This is a genomic window from Piscinibacter sp. XHJ-5 (assembly GCF_029855045.1).
Lineage (GTDB): Bacteria > Pseudomonadota > Gammaproteobacteria > Burkholderiales > Burkholderiaceae_C > Albitalea.
Window position 1 is genome coordinate 6,545,295 of sequence record NZ_CP123228.1, and the last position, 21,998, is coordinate 6,567,292.

The following is a 21,998-nucleotide window of genomic DNA, read 5'->3' on the forward strand; positions in this document are numbered from 1 at the left end:
CGCGCATGCGGAGCGGCCGGGCGGCGCTCATTCGAGTCCGCGCAGCTTCGGATCGAGCGCGTCGCGCAACGCATCCGTGAACAACGAGAAGGCGGTGACGAACACCGCCATGAAGGCCGTGGCGGCGACCAGCTGCCACCAGTGGCCGAGGATCAGCTCGCTCTGCGCTTCGGCCAGCATGGTGCCCCACGACACATCGTCGACGCCGACGCCCAGGCCCAGGTACGACAGGATGACCTCGAACTTGATGAAGCCGACCACCAGCAGCGACATGCGCACCAGGATCACGTGGCTCACGTTGGGCAGGATGTGGCGGAACATGCGCGACGCGGTGGAGGCGCCCACCGCCTCGGCCGAGCGGACGTAGTCGCGCACCGAGTGCTTCAGGAATTCCGCGCGCACCTGGCGGTACACGCCGGTCCAGCCGACCAGCGCCAGGATGATGGCCACGCTGCCGATGCCGCGCCCGAACACGGCCGCGAAGCACAGCAGCAGCAGGATCTCGGGGATCGATGTGAACACGCTGTACAGCCACTCGAGGAAGTCGCCCACCTTGCCGCCGAAGAAGCCGGCCAGCGCGCCGAGCAGCGTGCCGATCAGCGTGGCGACCAGGGCGGCGACCAGGCCCACGAAGACCGAGGTCTGCGTGCCCTTCAGCGCCTTGGCCAGCACGTCGCGCCCCAGCCGGTCGCCGCCGAACGGCAGCGTCTCGGCCTTGGGCACTTCGGTGGTCTTGTACTTGGCCGCGCGCTCCTCCCATTCCTTGTAGCGTGCCGCCAGCGGGTCGACGTCGGAGATGTCGACGTTCGGTCCCTTCGGCCCTTCGACCGCTGCCGCTTCCGTCTTCGCCCCCGGGCCCATGAAGGTGGGCGGTGCACTCGGCACGCCGACTTCCTTCTGCCAGCTGCGTGCCATCAGGCCGGTGGCGCTCAGCAGGATGAGCACGACGAAGAGCAGCACGACGGCCAGCGACACCATGCCGACGCGGTCGGAGCGCAGGCGTCGCCAGGCGGCGTGCCAGACGCCTTCGGAGCGCTGCGGCTTCGCCCCCGCACCGGGCTTCGGATGCTCGAGAACGGCGCTCATTTGAGAACCACCCGCGGGTCGACCATCTTGTAGAGGACGTCGACGGCCAGGTTGATGAGCATCGTGAGCATCGCCAGGTAGACGGTGAGCGCCTGCAGCACGGGGTAGTCGCTGCGGTTGACCGCCAGGATCACCTCGCGGCCCAGGCCGGGGATGGAGAAGAACACCTCGATCAGGAACGAGCCGACGAACACGCCCGGCAGCGCCAGCCCGATGTTGGTGAGGATGGGGATCAGCGCGTTGCGCAGCACGTGCTTGAACAGCACGGTGCCTTCGGTCATGCCCTTGGCGCGCGCGGTGCGCACGTAGTCATGGCCGAGCTCGTCGAGGAAGAACGTGCGGTACAGGCGGGTCTGCGGCGCGATGCCCACCAGCAGCGCCAGCATCACCGGCAGCGGCACGTAGGTCACCAGGTTCTTCAGCACGCTGTCGCTCCAGCCCTGCACCGGGAACCAGCCGAGCTGGAAGCCGAACACGTACTGGCCGAGGATGATGTAGACGAGGAACGAGATCGACAGCGCGACGGTGGTGATGACCATGATCGTGCGGTCGGCCAGCGAGCCGCGCCGGTACGCGACCCACATCGCGATCGGCAGCGCGAGCAGCGCGTCGAGGATGAGGATGGGCAGCATCACCGTCAGCGTGGCCGGCAGCCGCGTGGCGAAGATGTTGGCCACCGACTCGTTCGTGGCCCAGCTGCGGCCCCACTCGAAGGTGGCGATCTGCTTGACGTTGATCCACAACTGGACCCACCACGGCTCGTTGAGGCCGAGCTGCTGGCGGATCGCATCCACCTGCTGCTGAGTGGCGTTGAGGCCGGCGAGGATCTCGGCCGGATCGCCGCCGAATCCCTTGAACAACAGGAACACCAGCAGCACGACCCCGAGCAACGTCGGGATCATCTGCCACAGGCGTCTGATCAGGTAGGCCGCCATGGCGCTAAACACTCCTCATTCAGTCAAGTCGGTGGCCCCGGATGCGAGAGCCGCGCTCGTGGCGCGGCTCGCGAGGCAAAGGGGCGGATTGTGCAGGCGGACGCGAGTCTAGGGCTTGGCGGCATCGGGACTTCTCCGCGTTTGCCCCTGTTTTGGTCGCCCGCTCCACGGAACCCGGCATGCAAATCGCGTACCGAAGACACGGATTGGGGTGAGCACGCTGTCCCGGCGGACCCCGGCGGCCCTAGACTTCGCGCCTTCGACGCCACGCGGCCCGCGACGACCTCGGGGTGCGCTGCCCGCCCGACCGTGATCCCACAAGGACGCCTTTCATGCTCTCTCGCGCCCTGACGCGCCTCGTTCTCGCCGCTTCGTGCCTGGGTGCCGCGGCAGCGCATGCGGCCGATGCGCCGCTGCCGACGCCCGGTGGCGACAAGGTGCTGCGCTATTCGTTCCGCATCGCCGAGACCGGCTTCGATCCGCCGCAGCTGTCCGACCTGTACTCGCGCACCATCGTCGCGAACATGTTCGACTCGCTGTACGAGTGGGAATTCCTGGCCCGGCCGGTGCGCATGCGCCCTCGCACCGCGGCCGGCATGCCCGAGGCGTCGGCCGACTTCACCACCTTCACGATCCGCCTGCGCCCCGGCACCTACTTCGCCGACGATCCCGCCTTCAGCGGCCGCCGCCGGGAGCTCGTCGCCGCCGACTACGTCTATGCGATCAAGCGCATCTACGACCCGCGCTGGAAGAGCCCGCACCTGTCGACGGTGGAAGAGCAGAAGATCGTCGGCCTGGCGGAGCTGCGCCAGCGCGCCCTGGCCGGCAAGCCCTTCGACTACGACCGCGACATCGAGGGGGTGCGCGCGCTCGACCGCTACACCATCCAGTTCAAGCTGGGCGAGCCCAGCCCGCGCTTCGTCGAGGACATCCTCACCGACCCGACGCTGGTGCCGGGCACCGCCCGCGAGGTGGTGGAGGCCTACACCGACAAGATCATGGAGCACCCGGTGGGCACGGGCCCATTCAGGCTGGCGCGCTGGGTGCGCAGCTCGCTGGTCGTGCTGGACAAGAATCCCAACTACCGCGACGTCCACTACCACGAAGAGGCCCCGGCCAACGACCCGTTGGCGCAGTCCGCGGTGGCCAGGCTCGAGGGCCGCAAGCTGCCGCTGGTCGACCGCGTCGAGGTGCACATCATCGAGGAGAACCAGCCGCGCTGGCTGGCTTTCCTGCGCGGCGACATGGACGTGATGGAGCAGGTGCCCGAGGACTTCACCAACGTCGCCATCCCGAACAACAGGATCGCACCGAACCTCGCCAAGCAGGGCCTGTACGCCGTGCGCTACCCGCGCGCCGACGCCTCGCTGTCGTACTTCGGCATGGAGAACCCGGTGGTCGGCGGCTACACGCCCGACAAGGTCGCGCTGCGGCGCGCCATCGCGCTGGCGGTCGACATCGACGAGGAGATCCGTGTGGCGCGCCGCGGCCAGGCGATTCCCGGGCAATCGCCGATCGGCCCCAACACCTATGGCTACGACCCGGCGTTCCGCAGCGAGATGAGCGAATTCAGCCGCGCCAAGGCGAAGGCGCTGCTGGACATGCACGGCTACGTCGACCGCGACGGCGACGGCTGGCGAGACCGGCCCGACGGCTCGCCGCTGGTCCTCGAGTACAACACCCAGCCCGACGACTTCAACCGCCAGCTCGTCACGCTGTGGAAGAAGAACATGACGGCCATCGGCATCCGCATGACCTTCAACTTCGCGAAGTGGCCGGAGAACCTGAAGGCCTCGCGCGCGGGCAAGCTGATGATGTGGGGCGTGGGCTGGAGCACCGATCCCGACGGCTCGGGCTTCCTGGTGCTGGGCTACGGCCCGCAGAAGGGCCAGGGCAACCACGCCAGGTTCGACCTGCCCGAATTCAACCGCCTGTACGAGCAGCAGAAGCGCATGCCCAACAGCCCGGAGCGCCTGGCCGTGATGACCGAGGCGAAGAAGCTGATGATCGCCTACATGCCCTACAAGGTGCATGTGCACCGCATCTGGACCGACCTCGCGCAGCCGTGGGTCGTCGGCTACCACCGCAACGTGTTCATCCGCGACTTCTGGCGCTATGTCGACATCGACACGGCGGAGCTGGCCAGGCGCCAAGGCAAGTAGGTCCGGCATGAAGCGCCTTCACGCTTTCGTCGCGTGCCTGGTGTTCTGCGCGGCCGCGGGGGCGGCACCGCAGAAGGTGCTGCGCTACGCCTTTCTCATCGCCGAGACCAGCCTCGACCCCGCCCGCATCAACGACACCTACTCGCGCACGCTGACCCCGCACATCTTCGAAGCGCCGTACACGTTCGACCACCTCGCGCGGCCGGTGAAGCTCAAGCCGCTCACGGCCGACGGCATGCCGCAGCACTCGACGGACTTCCAGACCTGGACGATCAGGATCCGCCCCGGCATCCATTTCGCCGACGATCCGGCCTTCAAGGGCCGGCGTCGCGAGCTGGTGGCGCAGGACTACGTGTACTCGATCAAGCGCATCGCCGACCCCGCCAACAAGAGTCCCGTCTGGACCGGCCTCGCCGAAGAGAAGATTCTCGGCCTCGCCGAGCTTCGCCAGCAGGCGCTTGACCAGAAGAAGCCGTTCGACTACGACCGCGAGATCGACGGGCTGCGTGCGCTCGACCGCTACACGCTGCAGGTGAAGGTGGCCGAGTCCCGCCCGCGCTTCACCGAAAGCCTGGCCGACAGCGCGCTGCTCGGCGCCGTGGCGCGCGAGGTGGTGGAGTCCTACGGCGACCGGATCGACGAGCACCCGGTGGGCACCGGCCCGTTCCGCCTCGCGCAGTGGCGGCGCCGATCGTTCATCGCGCTGGAGCGAAACCCCGACTTCCGCGAGATGGTCTACGACGCCGAGCCCGCGGCCGACGATGCCGAAGGGCAGGCTTTGCTGGCGCGGTTCAAGGGCCGACGGCTGCCGATGGTCGATCGGGTCGAGATTTCCATCATCGAGGAGCACCAGCCGCGCTGGCTGTCGTTCATCAACGGCGAGGCCGACTTCATCGAGCGGGTGGACGCGCAGTTCATCAACACCGCGATGCCGGGCGGCCGGGTCGCCCCCAACCTCGCGAAGAAGGGCGTGCGCGGCTACCGCCAGATCGAGGCGGGCAGCACCTACTACTTCTTCAACATGGACGATCCCACCGTCGGCGGCTACACGCCGGACAAGGTGGCGCTGCGCCGTGCCATCGGCCTGGGCCTGGACCTCGACGCCGAGATCCGCCTGCTTCGGCGAGGACAGGCGGTGCCGGCGCAGTCGCCCGTGCTGCCGCACACCTCGGGCTACGACCCGAAGTTCAAGAGCGAATTCAGCGACCACGATCTGCCTCGCGCGAAGGCGCTGCTCGACATGTTCGGCTTCGTCGACCGCGATGGCGACGGCTGGCGCGACATGCCGGACGGCTCGCCGCTCGTGCTGCGCATCGCCACCGAGCCCGACCAGCGCTCGCGGCAGTTCGACGAGATGACGAAGAAGGACATGGACGCCCTCGGCGTGCGTGTCAGCTTCGAGATCGCGCAATGGCCCGAGAACCTGAAGGCCGCCCGGGCCGGCAAGCTGGCGATCTGGCAGCTCGGCGGCACCGCGGCCGGCTCCGACGGGCAGGGCGCGCTCGCGCGCTACGACAGCAAGCAGATCGGCGGGCAGAACATGGCGCGCTTCAAGAACGCGGCCTTCGATGCCCTCATGGAGCGCATGCGCGTCATCGAGGACGGCGCGGAGCGCGATGCGCTGTTCGACCAGGCCAAGCGCCTCGCGGTCGCCTACATGCCGTACAAGTTCCGCGTGCACCGCGTCCTCACGGACATGTCCTACCCGTGGCTGATCGGCTACCGGCGCCCTGTCCTGTGGAACCAGTGGTGGCAGTACGTGGACATCGACACCGAGGCGCTGGCCAGGGCCGCGCGCTGAAACCGACATGAGGCGCACGCTCTCCGCCCTCGTCCTGGTGCTCGCCGCCGCGCAGCCGGCGCTCGCCGCGAGCGGAGCGCCCAAGGTGCTGCGCTATGCCTTCGAGGTGGCCGAGACCAGCCTCGATCCGGTCAAGGTCGACGACCTCTACTCGCGCACCCTCACGCCGCACATCTTCGAAGCGCCGTACAAGTACGACCATCTCGCGCGGCCCATCAAGGTCAAGCCGCTCACCGCGCAAGACATGCCCGAGCACTCGGCCGACTTTCGCACCTGGACAGTCAGGATCCGCCCCGGCATCTATTTCCAGGACGACCCGGCGTTCAAGGGCCGGCGTCGCGAGCTGGTGGCGCAGGACTACGTCTACGCCTACAAGCGCTTCGCCGATCCGGCCAACAAGAGCCCGATCTGGAGCGGGCTGGCCGAAGAGAAGCTCGTCGGGCTGGCCGAGCTTCGCCAGCAGGCGCTGGACCGCAAGCAGCCCTTCGACTACGACCGCGAGATCGAGGGCGTGCGGGCCCTCGATCGCTTCACGCTGCAGTTCAAGGTGGAGGAGCCGCGGCCGCGCTTCACCGAGAACCTCGCCGGGGCCGACCTGTTCGGCGCGGTGGCGCGCGAGGTGGTGGAGTTCTACGGCGACCAGATCGACGCGCATCCGGTGGGCACCGGCCCGTTCAAGCTGGTGCAGTGGCGCCGCAGCTCGCTGATCGTTTTCGAGCGCAACCCGGAGTACCGCGAGGTGCTGTACGACGCCGAGCCGGCCGCCGACGACACCGAGGGGCAGGCGCTGGCGGCACGCTTCAAGGGACGCCGCCTGCCGATGATCGACCGCGTGGAGGTCTCCATCATCACCGAGCAGCAGCCGCGCTGGCTGGCCTTCGCCGGCGGCGAGGCCGACTTCATCGAGCGCCTGGGATCGGAGTTCTTCAACGTGGCCATGCCGGGCGGCAAGATCGCGCCCAACCTCAAGAAGAAAGGCGTGCGCGCCTACCAGCAGCTCGAGCCCGGGGTCACCCTGTCGCTGTTCAACATGGAAGACCCGCTGGTCGGCGGCTACACGCCGGACAAGATCGCGCTGCGCCGCGCCATCGGGCTGGGCATGGACACCCGCACCGAGATCCGGCTGATTCGCAACGGGCAAGGCGTGCCGACCCAGTCGCCGATCCTGCCGCACACCAGCGGCTACGACCCCGGCTTCAAGAGCGAAGTCGGCGATTACGACCCGGCGCGCGCCAAGGCACTGCTGGACATGTACGGCTACGTCGACCGCGACGGCGACGGCTGGCGCGAGCAGCCCCACGGCGCGCCGCTGACGCTGCACGTCGCGACCCAGCCCACGCAGCGCGACCGCCAGCTGGCCGAGCTGTTCAAGAAGAACATGGACGTGCTGGGTCTGCGGGTGGATTTCCAGTTCGCCCAGTGGCCCGAGAACATGAAGGCCGCCCGCTCCGGCAAGCTCGCGATCTGGTCGCTGGGCTCGTCGGCGGCCGGATCGGACGGGCAGGGCGCGCTCGCGCGCCTGGACGGCCGGCAGGTCGGCGGCCAGAACATCGCCCGCTTCAAACTGCCGGCCTTCGACGCCATCCTCGAGCGCATGCGCGTCATCGAGGACGGGCCCGAACGCGATGCGCTGTTCCTGCAGGCCAAGCGCATGGCAGTCGCCTACATGCCGTACAAATGGCGTGTCAACCGCATCCTCACCGATCTGTCCTACCCGTGGCTGGTGGGCTACCGCCGCCCGGTGTTCTGGCAGGAGTGGTGGCACTACGTCGACATCGACGACAGCCAGCGTCCGAAATGAGAGTCGCCATGAAACAAGCCCGCCTTCTTCTCGCGGCCGCCGCCCTCACGCTGGCCTTCGCCGCGCCGGCGCAGACCCGGCCGGCGCCCAAGGTGCTGCGCTATGCGTTCGAAGTGGCCGAGACCAGCTTCGATCCGGCCAAGATCAACGACCTGTACTCGCGCACGCTCACGCCGCACATTTTCGAGGCGCCGTACAAGTACGACCATCTCGCGCGGCCGGTGAAGATCAAGCCGCTGACGGCCGACGGCATGCCGCAGCATTCGGCGGACTTCCGCACCTGGACGGTCAAGATCCAGCCCGGCATCTACTTCGCCGACGACCCGGCCTTCAAGGGACAAAGGCGCGAGCTGGTGGCGCAGGACTACGTCTACGCGATCAAGCGCTTCGCCGACCCCGCGAACAAGAGCCCGGTATGGACGGGCGTCAACGAGGAGAGGTTCGTCGGCCTGGCCGAGCTGCGCCAGCAGGCGCTCGACCAGAAGAAGCCGTTCGACTACGACCGCGAGATCGACGGGCTGCGCGCCCTCGATCGCTACACGGTGCAGTTCAAGGTGGAGGAGCCGCGTCCGCGCTTCATCGAGACGCTGGCGGCCAGCGACCTGCTCGGCGCCGTCGCGCGGGAAGTGGTGGAGTTCTACGGCGACCAGATCGACGGCCACCCGGTGGGCACCGGTCCGTTCAAGCTGGTGCAGTGGCGGCGCAGCTCCTTCATCGCGCTGGAGCGCAACCCCGGCTACCGCGAGCTGCTCTACGACGCCGAGCCGGCCGCGGACGACGCCGAGGGGCAGGCGCTGCTCGCGCGCTTCAAGGGCCGCAGGCTGCCCCTGATCGACCGCGTCGAGATCTCGATCATCGAGGAGGAGCAGCCGCGCTGGCTGTCCTTCGTCAACGGCGAGTCCGACTTCGCCTACCGCGTGGGCTACCAGTTCGTCAGCACGGCGATGCCCAACGGCAAGGTGGCGCCCAACCTCGCCAAGAAGGGCGTGCGCGGCTACCGCGTCATCGAGCCGGCGAGCAACTCGATGTTCTTCAACATGGAGGACGCGACCGTCGGCGGCTACACGCCCGAGCGCATCGCGCTGCGGCGCGCCATCGCGCTGGGCATGGATGCGGTGACCGAGATCAACCACGCCTACAGCGGGCAGGGCGTGGTGGCCAACTCGCCGCTGCTGCCGTTCACGACCGGCTACGACCCGCAGTACAAGAGCGAGTTCAGCGAGTACAACCCGCCCCGCGCGAAGGCCCTGCTCGACATGTACGGCTACGTCGACCGCGACGGCGACGGCTGGCGCGACATGCCCGACGGCTCGCCGCTGGTGCTGCGCCTGGCCACGCAGTCCAACGCCCGCGACCGCAAGATCAGCGAGGTGATGAAGAAGAACATGGATGCGCTCGGCATCCGCGTCAGCTTCAACATCGCGCAGTGGCCCGAGAACCTCAAGGCCGCGCGTGCCGGCAAGCTGCCGATGTGGTCCGTCGGCGGGTACGCCGCGGCCCCCGACGGCCAGGGATCGCTGGCGCGCTATCACAGCAAGCAGATCGGCGGGCAGAACATGGCGCGCTTCAAGCTGCCGGCCTTCGACGCGGTGTATGAGCGCATCCAGGTGCTGCCCGACGGGCCCGAGCGCCTGGCGCTGTTCGACCAGGCAAAGAAGCTCGCCGTCGCCTACATGCCCTACAAGTTCAAGCTGAACCGCCTGTCCGTGGACATGGCGCAGGGTTGGGTCGTCGGCTACCGGCGGCCGGTGTTCTGGCAGGAGTGGTGGCACTACGTCGACATCGACGACAGCAAGCGGGCCGCCGCGAATCCCGGATGAAGCGGCTGGCGATCCTTCTCGCCGCGTTCGCGCTGGCGCTGGCGCTTCCCGCGGCCGCTGCGCAGCCCAAGGTGCTGCGCTATGCCTTCGAGGTGGCCGAGACCAGCTTCGATCCGGTCAAGCTCAACGACCTGTATTCCCGCACGCTCACGCCGCACATCTTCGAGGCGCCCTACACCTTCGACCACCTCGCGCGACCGGTGAAGATCAAGCCGTTGACCGCCGACGGCATGCCGCAGCACTCGGCGGACTTCCGCACCTGGACGGTCAGGATCCGCCCGGGCATCTATTTCGCCGACGACCCCGCGTTCAAGGGACGCAAGCGAGAGCTGGTGGCGCAGGACTACGTCTACACCTTCAAGCGCTACGCCGACCCGGCCAACCGCAGTCCCGGCTGGGGCGAGATCGAGGACCAGCGGTTCGTCGGCCTGGCCGCGCTTCGAGAGGAGGCGCTGGCGAGCCACAAGCCGTTCGACTACGACCGGCCGATCGAAGGCATCCGCGCGCTCGACCGCTACACGCTGCAGTTCCGCATCGAGCAGCCGCGGCCGCGCTTCATCCAGCTGCTGGCGGTCAGCGACCTGTACGGCGCCGTGGCGCGCGAAGTGGTGGAGTTCTACGGCGACCAGATCGACGCGCATCCGGTCGGCACGGGGCCGTTCCGGCTCGCGCACTGGCGGCGCAGCTCGTTCATCGTGCTGGAGCGCAACCCCGACTTCCGCGAGATGGTCTACGACGCCGAGCCCGAGGCGGACGACGCAGAGGGCCAGGCGATCGCGGCGCGCTTCAAGGGCCGGCGGCTGCCGATGATCGATCGCGTCGAGATCTCCATCATCGAGGAGGATCAGCCGCGCTGGCTGTCCTTCCTGGGCGGCGAGGCCGACTTCGTGTACCGGCTGGGCTACGAGTTCGTCACGATGGCCATGCCCAACGGGAAGGTCGCGCCCAACCTCGCGAAGAAGGGCGTGCAGGGCTTTCGGGTCGCCGATCCGGCCACGCAGTCGATGCTGTTCAACATGGAGGACCCGACCGTGGGCGGCTACACGCCGGAGCGCATCGCGCTGCGGCGAGCCATCGCGCTGGGCATGGACACGCGCACGGAGATCGAGCACGCGTACAGCGGACTGGGCGTGGTGGCGCAGTCGCTGTACCTGCCGTTCACCCGCGGCTTCGATGTGCATGACAAGAGCGAGTTCGGCGACTACGACCCGCCGCGTGCGAAGGCGCTGCTCGACATGTACGGCTTCCTCGACCGCGACGGCGACGGCTGGCGCGACATGCCCGACGGATCGCCGCTGGTGCTGCGGGTGGCGTCGCAGTCGGACAAGCGCTCGCGCCGCATCGCCGAGGTGCTGCACAAGAACATGGCCGCGTTGTCCGTGCGGGTGAACTTCGAGATCGCGCAGTGGCCCGAGAACCTGAAGGCGGCGCGTGCCGGCAAGCTGGCGATGTGGTCGGTGGGCTCGTACGCCGACGCGCCCGACGGGCAGGGGGCGCTGACGCAGTACCACAGCAAGCAGATCGGCGGGCAGAACTTCGCCCGTTTCAAGCTGCCCGCCCTCGACGCGTTGTACGAGCGCATGCAGGTCCTGCCCGACGGACCCGAGCGCGACGCCCTGTTCCGCGACGCGCAGAAGCTGGCCATCGCCTACATGCCCTACAAGCACAAGCTGAGCCGCATCTCCACCGACATGGCGTATCCATGGCTCGTCGGCTACCGGCGACCGGTGTTCTGGACGCACTGGTGGCAATACGTGGACATCGACGAGTCCAGGCGCACGCCGCGCGCGCCATGAACATCGACCGCCGCACCTGGGCCGCGGCCATGCTGGGCATGGCCGCGGCCCCGGGGCTCGCTCAGCAGCGCGAGGGCCGGCGGGTCCTGCACGCGGCCTTCGAAGCGGCCGAGACCGGCTTCGATCCCGCGGCGATCAGCGACCTCTATTCGGCCATCGTCACCGCCCACATCTTCGAGGCCCCCTACACGTACGACCCGCTCGCGATGCCGGTGAAGCCGAAGCCGCTGACCGCGGCCGGCATGCCGCAGGTGTCGCCGGATCACCGCGTCTGGACCGTGCGCCTTCAACCGGGGATCTTCTTCGCCGACGACCCGGCGTTCAAGGGCAGGCCGCGGGAGCTGGTGGCGCAGGACTACGTCTACAGCATCAAGCGCTTCTTCGACCCGGCCACCAAGAGCCCGGTGTATTCGCAGATGCACGAAGAGGGCATCGTGGGGCTCGACGCTTTGCGCCAGAAGGCGCTGGCCGAGAGGAAGCCGTTCGACTACGACGCGCCGGTGGAAGGGTTGAAGGCGCTCGACCGCTACACGTTGCAGTTCCGGCTGTCCGCGCCGCGCCCGCGCTTCCTGTACACCCTGTGCGACTCCTCCAACGTCGGCGCGATGGCGCGCGAGGTGGTCGAGCTGTACGGCGACGACATCTCGGGCCACCCGGTGGGCACCGGTCCCTACCGCCTCAAGCACTGGCGCCGCAGCTCGCACATCGTGCTGGAGCGCAACCCGGGCTTTCGCGACATGCGCTACGACGCCGAGCCCGCGCCCGACGACGCCATCGGCCAGGCCTGGCTGGCGCGCCTCAAGGGCCGCCGCCTGCCGCTCAACGACGGCGTGGAGATCTCGGTGATCGAGGAGGGCCAGCCGCGCTGGCTGAGCTTCGTCACCGGCCAGGTCGACTTCCTGCGCGTGCCGCCCGAGTTCACCGACTTCGCCGCGCCCGGCGGCAAGCTGGCGCCCAACCTGGCCCGCAAGGGCGTTACGCTGCGCCGCTACGTGAACCCGGACCGCACGATGTCTTGGTTCAACATGGAAGACCCCGTCGTGGGCGGCTACACCCCGGAGAAGGTCGCCTTGCGCCGCGCCATCAGCCTGGCCTACGACATCGATCGGGAGGTCCGGATCGTCCGCCGCGGTGCCGCCGTCGCGGCGCAGGCGCCGATGCCGCCGGGCACCTACGGCCACGATCCGGCGTTTCGCAGCGAGAACAGCGAGCACGACCCGATGCGCGCGAAAGCGCTGCTCGACATGTACGGCTACGTCGATCGCGACGGCGACGGCTGGCGCGAGCTGCCGGACGGACGGCCGCTGGTCCTGCAGATGGCAACGCAGACCTCGTACATCGAGCGCCAGTTCGACGAGACGTGGCAGAAGAGCCTGGCCGCCGTCGGCCTGCGCATCCGCTTCAACACCGCGCAATGGCCGGAAAACCTCAAGGCCGCGCGCGCCGGCAAGCTGCAGATGTGGAGCCTGGCGGGATCCGCGACGCAGCCCGACGGGCAGCCGTCGATGGAGGACATGTACGGACCGTCGATCGGCGAGGGCAACCTGTCGCGGTTCAAGCTGCCGGCCTACGACGAGATCTACCGCCGCATGCTCACGCTGCCCGACGGCCCCGAGCGCATGGCGCTGTTCCTGGCGGCGAGCAAGCTGGTCGTCGCCTACATGCCGACCAAGTTCCACGTGCACCGCGTCTACACCGACGTGACCCAACCCTGGATCACCGGCTATCGCTGGCCATTGTTCCGGCGCGAGGGCTGGCAGTACGTCGACATCGATCCCGACCTGCGCGAGCGCATGACGCGCTGAGCCCTCACGCCCCTTGCGATTCGGAAGCCGCGGGCATCGGGACGCCCGAGGTTGCTGGCGCGGCGGCGCGGACCTGCAGCCGCCCGACCCACCACAGCGCCAGCAGCGACAGCGCCACCGCGATCCAGCCGTTGTGGTGGTAGCCGGTGACCAGGCCATTGGCATCGCGGCCGATCAGCATGCCGCCGACCATCGAGGCGATGCCCATCGAGGCCGACTGGACCGTGCCGTTCAGGCTCATGAAGGTGCCCCGCACGGCCGGGGCGCTGGAGCCGGTGATCAGTGCCATGCCCGGCACCATGCGGCCCGAGACGAAGACGAAGAACAGCGTCGTCATCGTGATCAGCACCCACAGCGGCACCGGCGGAAGGTAGGTCAGTCCGAGCAGCACCAGCATGGCGACCACTGCGACCGCGCGGAAGGTGCGCACCTTGCCCCATCGGTCGGACAGCACGCCGAATGCCCGCGCGCTGAAGAACGTGGCCACGCCGCCGGCCAGGTAGACCAGCGGCACCTGCGCCTGCGCGAGGCCGAGGTTGGAGGTCATGAAGATGGTGAGGAAGGGGATCGTCGTGAAGCCGGTGGACATCAGCAGCGCGGTGAAGGCGAAGGCGCGCCGGTGGGCGGGGTCGCGCAGCACCGTGACGATGTCGGCACCCGCGTGGGCCACGCGGCCGCTGCGCAGGTGCGCGTCCAGGCGGGGCAGCGTGCGCAGCCCGACGGCCGCGATGCCGAAGCTGGCAAGCGCGATCGCGATGAAGCTCGCATGCCAGCCGAAATGCGTGGCGAGCCACAGCGATGCCGGCACGCCGGCCACCGTGGCGAGCGAGAACGCCGACATCACGATGCCCATCGCACGCCCGCGTCGCTCGAACGGGATCGCATCGGCGACCATGGTCTGCACCAGCGCGCCCATCACGCCGCCGAACAGTCCGGCGGCGATGCGCGAAGCCATCAGCAGCCAGTAGGTCGGCGACAGCCCGCAGGCGAGCGTGGCGAGCGCGAATGCGCCGTACATCCATAGCAGCAGCGTCTTGCGCTCGAAGCGGTCGACGAAGAAGCTCGCGATCACGCCGGACGCGCCGGCGGCCAGGGTGTAGGCCGACACCAGCAGGCCGAATTGCGCGTCGCTGATGGCGAACAGCCGCGTGAACTGCGGACCCAGCGGCATCATCACCATGAAGTCGACGATGTAGGTGAACTGGATCGCCGCCAGGGTCAGCAGCAGGGAGCGTTCGTTGAGCGGAATGTCGGTGGTCTTCTGCATCGGGATTGCCGTTCATGCGATGACCCGATCGTACGGGGCCGCACGGCGCGCGTCGCGCAGGGCGACCGCCCACCATGACAGCCGCGTGAGCATCACCGCGATCGCCCTTTCCGCCCGATCGGGCGCGAGCAGCCGGCCCTCGGCATCGAACTGCTCGCGTGCATGCGCGAAAGCCACCTGCTCGCGGATCGTCATCGCGTGCACCTCGACGAACACCTGGCGCAGCTGCTCGACCGCGCGGATGCCGCCCGACTGGCCGCCGTACGACACGAAGGCCACCGGCTTCGCCAGCCACGGCTCGCTGCTGCTGTCGATGAGGCGCTTCAGCGGCGCCGGATAGCCGTGGTTGTATTCGGGCACGACGATCAGGACACCGTCGACGGCCGCGATGCGCACGCCCGCTTCCGACGGCTCGGTGTGCATCAGGTCGATGACATCGAGCGCGAATTCCGGCCGTCGCTCGATCTGCCCGACGGCCCAGCGCGCGACGGTGTCGCAGAAGCGGCCGTCACGCGTGCTGCCCAGCACGAGGGCTAGCCTGATCGGGTGGTCCATCGTCGTTCGCCTTGCGTTTGTGACGATCGCGAGCGTACCGCCCCGCCGTCGACGGCGGCGAAGTCGCGCCGCGGCGCGGGCTCGAGCGAGTCCGCGCCGGGCCACCGGCCGTGGGCTGCCTTCAGTCCTTCATGCGCTCCCAGCCGTGACGCACCGCCGCCTTGATTCGCTCCCACGCACTGCCCGGATACCGGCTTTCCCAGTCGCGGCGGACTTCCGGCTCGATCTCGTCCCAGGAGCGCTCGGCGTAGCGCTGTTCGCCGGCCAGCTCGTGGCCATAGCGGTACGCCGGCTCGTGGTCTTCCCAGCGTTCATCGCTGTTGGCGTAGCGGCTCTCGAAGTCGGCGCGGAACCCGAGGTCGTCGTCCTCGTCTTCGCTCGGCCGCCGGGCGTCGCCGGACAGCGGCTCGACCTCCACCTCGGTGTCCCGCACGGTGGCCTGGACACGCTCGGTGCGCTCGCCGACCTCCTTGCCGACGATCACTTCCTCGACGACTCGCGCCACCTTCTCGACCACCGGCTTCTCGACAGTCTCGCGAACCTCGACGGTGCGCTCCTGCACGCGGTCCATGTCGGCCCCGGTGACCTCGCGATCGACGGGACGCCGCTCGACGTGCGCGCGCTCCTCTCGCAGCGTGACGCTCTCGTCCACCGGCCGCTCGACGACGCGCGTGTACACGCGCACGCCGCCGTCCTTGACCACGCGCTTGCCGACGTGAACTTCTTCGCGCACGACCGGGATCACCTCTTCTGTCGCGCGGGCCGAGCCGGCATCGCTGCGCGGTTCGGCCAGGGACGCGTCGTTGGCGGCGCGGCGCGCCGTGCCGGCGTCCTGCGCCTGGGGCGTGGTGTCGGCGTAGGCCGTCGCGCCGCCGGGCGTAGCGTCTTCTTCGTCGATGTCGACGGCGCCCGCGTCCCGCAGTGCCATCCGAGCCGCTTCGACCTCGTCGTCTTCTTCGACGTCCACCGCCACCACCGCGCAACCGCGGCGAACCGCGTCGGAGTAGTGGCTGACCTCGTCGTCATCGTCCGGGCCGAACAGGTCGGCGAAGAACTGCCGGATCTTCTCGCCGAGACTGTCGTCGCCGCGGCGCGGGTCATCGTCCGCCGCGCTGCGCACGGCTGCCTCGTCGCCGCCTTCCGTCAGATGGACGGCATCGGGCCCGAAGCCCGAATCGGCAAGCACCTGCACCGCGCGCTGCGCGGACGCCTTTCTGTCGAACACTCCTACAACGGTCTGTCGCATGAATCGCTCCTCGCTACCCCATTTCGATACGGACCGCGGTCCGCGCTTCGCTGCAGTTCGCTGTTCGCGTGGCCAGCTCATCCCTGCGGGTCTTCGCCGTACGGCTCGACCGCCACCCAGCCGCCGTCCTCGGTGCGGCGCTCCACGATGGCCCGTTCACGCCGCACCGCAACCTCGGCCTTGTCCACATGCTCGGTGCGCCGGGTGTGCAGGCGAATCACTTCCTTGAGCATCAGCGTGCGCTTGGCCACCAGCACTTCCTCGTACACCGGCACCACCAGCACGTCGCCCTCCATCCATGCCGCGCGTCGCTCGCGCGCCGCACGGCCGACGGCGACCCGTTCGGCGGTGACCTCGTCGGACGAGCATGTGAGCTCGACCGGCTGGGTGCCTTCCTCGACCACCAGTCGCACCCGCACCGCGCCTGTCTCCTCCACCCGGGTACTGACCTTCACCCGCTCCTCGATGATGGGAAGGACGACGGTGTCTTCGCGGGGTGGTGAAGTGGCCATGCGAATCTCGCGATGAAAGCAGCGTGAGTGCATGGCAAGGGGAGTGCCCGCGCCGGCGCGAGCGTGCAGGCCACGGCGGGTCGCCCGGTGGGTCGTGATGGCCCGCGGCGCGGCCCGTCGTGCCGCAGAAGGTTCACATCGCTTGTAGTTCCGGGTTCGGGAAAGCGAGTCCCGTCACGCGCGCATCACTGACTGGCGGTGATGCCCCCATCCACGTAGATCACCTGCCCGGTCACGAAGTCCGACGCCGGGCTGCACAGGAACAAGGCCGCGCCGACCACGTCTCGGGGATCGGCCACGCGTCCCAGCGGAATGCGCTCGGTGATCTGCGCGCGCGTGGCCGGGTTCTCCAGCCAGTGCCGCGCCATCTCCGTGCGCACCACGGTCGGCGCGACGCCGTTGACCGTGATGCCATGCGAGGCGAGCTCCAGCGCGTGCTGGCGGATCAGCATCACCAGGCCGCCCTTGGTGCTGCAGTAGGCGGAGTAGCCGCGCCCGCGCAAGCCGAGCTGGGCGCGCACCGACAGCAGATGCACCTGCTTCGCTCCCCGCCTTCCCGCCTCGGCGGCCGCCACCTGGTGGCGGGCGGCGGCCTGGGCCTGGAACATCGCGGCCTTCAGGTTCACCGCCACCACCTCGTCGTAGGCGGCTTCGGTCACCTCCAGCAGCCGCTCCTCTCGCTGCATGCCGACGCAGTTCATCAGCACGTCGATGCCGCCCAGCCGCTCGGCCGCCTCGTCCAGGCAGCGCCGGATGTCGGCCACGTCGTGTGCGTCCATGGCAAGACCGATGGCGACATGGCCGGCCGCGTTCAGCGCATCGGCCAGCGCCTGCGCCTTCTTCACGTCGCGGCCGGACACGGCGACGCTGGCGCCGCGCTGCGCGAGTCCCCAGGCGATCGCCTCGCCGATGCCGCCGTAGCCGCCGCTGATGCAGGCGGTCCTGCCATGCAGGTCGAACAGGCCGGCGAGCTCCTTGTCGAAGTCGATGCGGGGGGTGATGTCGCTCATGACCTTTTTTCGCGCTCAGGCATCGAGCACGCTCTTCTTGCCGAACAGGCCTCGCGAGCGGAAGCCCACCACCGCGATGAACAGCAGGTACATCGACAGCAGAGACCATTCGGACGCATAGGCACCGGTGAGGCCCACCACCATGCCGACCATCAATCCGGCGATCACGGCGCCCCACAGGCTGCCGACGCCGCCCAGCACGATGATCAGGAAGGCCGGCACCACGGCATCGACGCCGACGTGCGGGCGCACGCCCCAGATCGGCGCCATCGTGACGCCGGCGATCGCCGCCAGCCCGACGCCGAGCGCGAACACGAACAGGCGCAGCCGCGAGAGGTTGATGCCGAGGGCACGCACCATCTCGCTGTCATGGGCGCCGGCCTTGATGATGGCGCCGTACGGCGTCTTCTCGATGAACAGCCACAGCAGCACGATCATCAGGATCGAGAAGCCGGCGGCGAAGAAGCGGTAGCGCGAGTAGACGAGGTCACCGATGAGCACCGCGCCGGACAGGGCCTCGGGCAGCGGCAGCTGCTTCTCGTTGGATCCCCACACGATGCGGATCAGCTCTTCCAGCACGAGGGCGGCGCCGAAGGTCAGCAGCAGGCCGTACAGCGGGTCGCGGCCGTAGGTGCGGCGCATGCACAGCTCGAGCCCCATGCCGAAGACGCCGACCAGCAGCGGCGCGACGAACAGCGCGATCGCGTAGCGCGTGCCCAGGGGCAACGCCATGTAGGCGGTCTGCAGCTCGGGAAACCAGCCGAGCTGCGGCGCCATCAGGAACACCGCGACGTACATGCCCAGCGCGAACAGCGAGCCGTGGGCCAGGTTGATGGTCTCCATCACGCCGACGATCAGCATGAAGCCGAGCGCGATCAGCGCGAACAGCAGGCCCAGTGCGATGCCGTTGACCAGGTGGGGCAGCAGCTGGATCAGCCAGTCCATCGGCTTCGCGCGGGCGGGCCCGTCGACCCTATTGTTCGTAGCTCGGCGTCAGGTCCATCGACTCGAGCTTGCAGGCGCCCGGGGCGTCCTTGTCCTCGACCTCCTGCGGCGCGACCTGCGCCAGCACCTTGAAGAGGTCGTCCTTCTCCGCCGGCGTGTCGTTGTAGCTGGCCATGTAGATGGTCTGCTCCATGTGGTGGGTCAGCGGATTCATGTAGGCGTCGTGGTGCTGCATGCGCTCGCGCGCCGGCACCTTGAGCGTCTCGAGCTCGTGGATCACTTTCAGGTTGTTCGTCGTGCCGGCGCGCTCCACCGCGCGCAGCAGCTCGCGCGTGGCCATGTAGCCGTTGTAGTAGACGTTGCCGGGCACGCGGATCGCGACGCCCGGGTACTGCTTCTGGTAGGCCGCAACGAACTCCTTCACGCCGGGCAGGTCGAGCCGGTAGTACCAGGTGGTGCCGAAGACGCCGAAGATCTGCTCCGGCCCGAGGCCGTACACATCGGGCCAGTCCTGCTGGTTGTTGATCCACGCCGGCTTGTGGTTCATCTTGAGCTGCACCACCTGCTGGCGCAGCGCCTTGATGTCGTCCCCGCCGACCGCGGTGGCCACCACGTCGGGCTTGATCTGCTGCACCTTGAGCAGGTAAGCCGCGAAGTCGCGCGTGTTCTGCGGCACCAGCAGCTCGTCGACCACCTTGCCGCCGTTGGCCTCGATCACCGCGCGCGTCGCCTTGGAGGTGTTGTGGCCCCACACGTAGTCGTTGGTCAGCAGCAGCCAGTTCTTGCCGCTGACCTTCATCGCGTTCTTGACGATGGCCTGCGAGAAGTTGGTGCCGTTGCCGTCCCAGACGAACTTGACGCGGTGGCAGTCCTTGCCCGATTCGGTGGGCGAGCTCGAGTTCGAGTTCAGGTAGATGCAGCCGTACTTCTGCGCCACCTGCGAGATCGCGTTGGCCACGCCCGAGTGGACGGCGCCGATCAGGAAGGCCGCCTCGTTGCGCGTGATCATTCGCTCGGCCACCCGGGAGCCCGTGGCCGGCGTGGTCTCGGTGTCCATGTGGATGGCCTCGATGCGCCGGCCCAGCACGCCGCCCTTGTCGTTGAATTCCTTGATGGCCATCATCGCGCCCAGCCGCTCCTCGCCGCCGGATGCCGCGTACTGGCCGCTCGCGTCCATGGTGAGGCCGACGACCAGCGGCTTCTTCTGGGCCGTCTGCGCCCAGGCGCGGTTGTGCTTCCAGGGCCCGAAGAACGGCGCGACGCCGAGACCGCCCGCGGCCAGGCTCCAGGCGGAGGCCTTCAGCAGCTTGCGGCGGGTGTCGGACGGAATGCGGTCGTCACTGCTCATGGCGGTCTCCAGGAATGCCCGTCAGGTGCGCGGCACGATGCGGACGTTGTTGAGCTGCTCGTGCACCTGAAGCAGTGAGGGCACGAACTTGTCGCCGAAACCGAGATTGGCCGCCTGCACGAAGGTCTGGTGCGCCGCCTCGGCCATGAAGCCGGTGACAGGCAGCATCTCCTGCAGGTGGGTGAAGTAGCGCAGGTCCTTCCGGGCGTTGCCGATGGCGAACTTCAGGCCGTCGAGCTGGCCGTCTTCGAGCATCTTGCCGACGATCATCTGGAAGATGCCGCTGTTGACGGCGCCCGCCGACACCAGCTGATGCACCTTGGCCAGCTCGAGGCCCGCCTTGGCGGCCACCGCCATCGCTTCGCAGACGGCCGCGGCCATCGACATCGCCATCATGTTGTTGACCAGCTTCAGCACGTGGCCCTGGCCCGGCCTGCCGGCGTGCACGATGTTCTCGCAGAACGCCGACAGCACCGGGCGCAGCGCCTCCAGGTCGGCCGGCTCGGCGCCCACCATGGTGTTCAGGCGCCCTTCCTCGGCTTCCTTCGGCGTGCGCGCCAGCGGCGCGTCGACGAAGCGCGTGCCGTGAGCGGCAAAGCTCGCGCGGATGCGCTCGGTGGAGGCCGGCTCCGCCGTCGACATGTCGACCACATACAGGCCGTCGCGCGCGCCCTGCAGCAGCCCGCCGTCGGCGTACACCACCTCCTCGACCTGCGGCGAGCCGGTCACGCAGATGAAGACGATGTCGCTGTCACGCGCCAGGGCGGCGTGGCTGTCGACCTCCTTCGCGCCGGCGGCGACCAGGTCGGCAAGCCGGTCGCGCTCGCGGTGCGCCTTGAAGCTCAGCGCGAAGCCCTTGGCCAGCAGGTTCTTCGCGATGCCGTGGCCCATGAGGCCGGAGAGGCCGATGAAACCGATGCGTTGCGTCATGTCCGGTGCACTCCTGTCGGTAGCCGGCGAATGCGTTGGAACATTCATTCCGACTTCAACCAATTCCAGAATATGAATTCCACCCTGGACCGTCAACTGCCGTTCGTGCGGCGCCGCCTAGGGGAAGCCCTATCCGAGAGATAGTGGCCGGTGGCGACCACCAGCGCCTGCGTCAGGCACACCTGGCCGACCAGCGAGCGGAACTGCTGGACCGAGTCGTCGCCGAGCTCGAAGCTCACGCGCGCGGACGCCTTCAGCGGCGACAGCGCGCTGTCGGTGATGGCGATGACCGCCACGCCGCGCTGGTGGCAGGCCGCCGCCGCATCGACCACCTCGGGCGAGTAGTTGCGGGTGCTGATCGCGACCAGCACCTCGCCCGGCGCGATGCCGCGCACGAACTCGCCCAGCATGCCGCCCACGCCATCGAGCAGCTGGGTGCGCAGGTCCAGCTGGCGCAGCGCGTACGCCAGGTAGCTGGCGATCGGGAAGGCGCGGCGCTGGCCGAGGACGTGAATCTGCGGCGCGCCGCCGAGCAGCCGCACGGCCGCCTTCATGTCCCGCGCGTGCACGTTCTCCTCGAGGTGGCTGAGCTCAGTGATCGCCTCGTCGACGAACTGGTGCAGCACCTGGGTGCCGCCGGTGCCGGCGGGGCGGCCGTTGCCGCGGCGCATCTGCTCGATGCGGTCGCGGTACGAGGTCGAGCGCTCGACCAGATGGCCGCGGAAGAGCTGCTGCATCTCGGAGAAGCCCCCGAAGCCCAGCGCGTTCGCGAAGCGGATCATCGACGAAGGCTGCACCTGCGCCGCCTCGGCGATGGCGGCCACCGTGCCGAGCGCCAGGTCGTGCGGCTTTTCCAGCGCGAAGCGCGCGATGCGCTGCAGCTGCTTGGACAGGCCCGGATAGGCGCGCGAGATGTCGTCCTTCAGCTGCTCGTAGTTCTGGGCGCGTTCCGGCATTGGCGATCCTTGTTTACCCTTAG

Annotated in this window: 17 protein-coding genes; 6 read left to right on the top strand and 11 right to left on the bottom strand. The window is 68.7% G+C overall.

Translation table 11 applies throughout. The annotated features are described in order from the left end of the window. Positions 1-27: 27 nt before the first annotated feature. The gene (locus P7V53_RS30985) at positions 28-1,086 is read right to left on the bottom strand and encodes an ABC transporter permease (protein ID WP_280153328.1); all 1,059 of its coding nucleotides are present in this window, start codon (positions 1,084-1,086) and stop codon (positions 28-30) included. Beyond that, complete coding sequence (locus P7V53_RS30990; protein ID WP_280153330.1) at positions 1,083-2,021, bottom strand: ABC transporter permease; 939 nt, start codon at positions 2,019-2,021, stop codon at positions 1,083-1,085. The genes P7V53_RS30985 and P7V53_RS30990 overlap by 4 nt, the downstream gene beginning before the upstream one ends. Positions 2,022-2,353: 332 nt before the next feature. Between P7V53_RS30990 and P7V53_RS30995 the strand changes: the two genes are divergently transcribed. From P7V53_RS30995 to P7V53_RS31020, 6 genes are read left to right on the top strand one after another with little or no spacing between them, the layout of a single operon-like run. After that, a complete protein-coding gene (locus P7V53_RS30995) occupies positions 2,354-4,183 on the top strand; it encodes an ABC transporter substrate-binding protein (protein ID WP_280153331.1) in 1,830 nt (609 codons plus the stop codon). Positions 4,184-4,190: 7 nt separating this feature from the next. Continuing rightward, on the top strand, positions 4,191-5,984 hold the full coding sequence (locus P7V53_RS31000; RefSeq protein WP_280153332.1) for an ABC transporter substrate-binding protein: 1,794 nt from the start codon (positions 4,191-4,193) through the stop codon (positions 5,982-5,984). 7 nt (positions 5,985-5,991) lie between these two features. Then, on the top strand, positions 5,992-7,785 hold the full coding sequence (locus P7V53_RS31005) for an ABC transporter substrate-binding protein (protein ID WP_280153333.1): 1,794 nt from the start codon (positions 5,992-5,994) through the stop codon (positions 7,783-7,785). 8 nt (positions 7,786-7,793) lie between these two features. Continuing rightward, positions 7,794-9,605: an ABC transporter substrate-binding protein gene (locus tag P7V53_RS31010; protein WP_280153334.1), complete on the top strand. Its 1,812-nt coding sequence runs from the start codon at positions 7,794-7,796 to the stop codon at positions 9,603-9,605. After that, entirely contained in the window at positions 9,602-11,401 is a 1,800-nt protein-coding gene (locus P7V53_RS31015; protein ID WP_280153335.1) for an ABC transporter substrate-binding protein, read from the top strand. Before P7V53_RS31010 ends, P7V53_RS31015 begins: the two co-directional genes overlap by 4 nt. Next, positions 11,398-13,206, top strand: a complete 1,809-nt coding sequence (locus P7V53_RS31020) for an ABC transporter substrate-binding protein (protein WP_280153336.1) — start codon at positions 11,398-11,400, stop codon at positions 13,204-13,206. The genes P7V53_RS31015 and P7V53_RS31020 overlap by 4 nt, the downstream gene beginning before the upstream one ends. A gap of 4 nt (positions 13,207-13,210) precedes the next feature. Here P7V53_RS31020 and P7V53_RS31025 read toward each other — a convergent pair whose 3' ends face one another. The 9 genes from P7V53_RS31025 to P7V53_RS31065 form a co-directional block, all read right to left on the bottom strand. Continuing rightward, entirely contained in the window at positions 13,211-14,473 is a 1,263-nt protein-coding gene (locus tag P7V53_RS31025) for an MFS transporter (protein ID WP_280153337.1), read from the bottom strand. A 12-nt stretch (positions 14,474-14,485) separates the two neighbouring features. Continuing rightward, positions 14,486-15,028 carry an NAD(P)H-dependent oxidoreductase gene (locus tag P7V53_RS31030; RefSeq protein ID WP_280153338.1) on the bottom strand — a complete coding sequence of 181 codons (543 nt, stop codon included), beginning with the start codon at positions 15,026-15,028 and terminating at the stop codon, positions 14,486-14,488. Positions 15,029-15,149: 121 nt separating this feature from the next. After that, positions 15,150-16,274 carry a YsnF/AvaK domain-containing protein gene (locus tag P7V53_RS31035; protein WP_280153339.1) on the bottom strand — a complete coding sequence of 375 codons (1,125 nt, stop codon included), beginning with the start codon at positions 16,272-16,274 and terminating at the stop codon, positions 15,150-15,152. 77 nt (positions 16,275-16,351) lie between these two features. Next, positions 16,352-16,786: a DUF2382 domain-containing protein gene (locus P7V53_RS31040; protein WP_280153340.1), complete on the bottom strand. Its 435-nt coding sequence runs from the start codon at positions 16,784-16,786 to the stop codon at positions 16,352-16,354. A 185-nt stretch (positions 16,787-16,971) separates the two neighbouring features. Continuing rightward, the gene (locus tag P7V53_RS31045) at positions 16,972-17,796 is read right to left on the bottom strand and encodes an SDR family oxidoreductase (RefSeq protein ID WP_280153341.1); all 825 of its coding nucleotides are present in this window, start codon (positions 17,794-17,796) and stop codon (positions 16,972-16,974) included. A 15-nt stretch (positions 17,797-17,811) separates the two neighbouring features. Next, positions 17,812-18,741, bottom strand: coding sequence for a branched-chain amino acid ABC transporter permease (locus P7V53_RS31050; RefSeq protein ID WP_280153342.1), 930 nt, complete (start codon positions 18,739-18,741; stop codon positions 17,812-17,814). 28 nt (positions 18,742-18,769) lie between these two features. Then, the gene (locus P7V53_RS31055; protein WP_280153343.1) at positions 18,770-20,089 is read right to left on the bottom strand and encodes an ABC transporter substrate-binding protein; all 1,320 of its coding nucleotides are present in this window, start codon (positions 20,087-20,089) and stop codon (positions 18,770-18,772) included. 21 nt (positions 20,090-20,110) lie between these two features. After that, on the bottom strand, positions 20,111-21,019 hold the full coding sequence (locus P7V53_RS31060; protein ID WP_280153344.1) for an NAD(P)-dependent oxidoreductase: 909 nt from the start codon (positions 21,017-21,019) through the stop codon (positions 20,111-20,113). A 92-nt stretch (positions 21,020-21,111) separates the two neighbouring features. Next, positions 21,112-21,975, bottom strand: a complete 864-nt coding sequence (locus P7V53_RS31065; RefSeq protein ID WP_280153345.1) for a MurR/RpiR family transcriptional regulator — start codon at positions 21,973-21,975, stop codon at positions 21,112-21,114. Positions 21,976-21,998 lie beyond the last annotated feature (23 nt).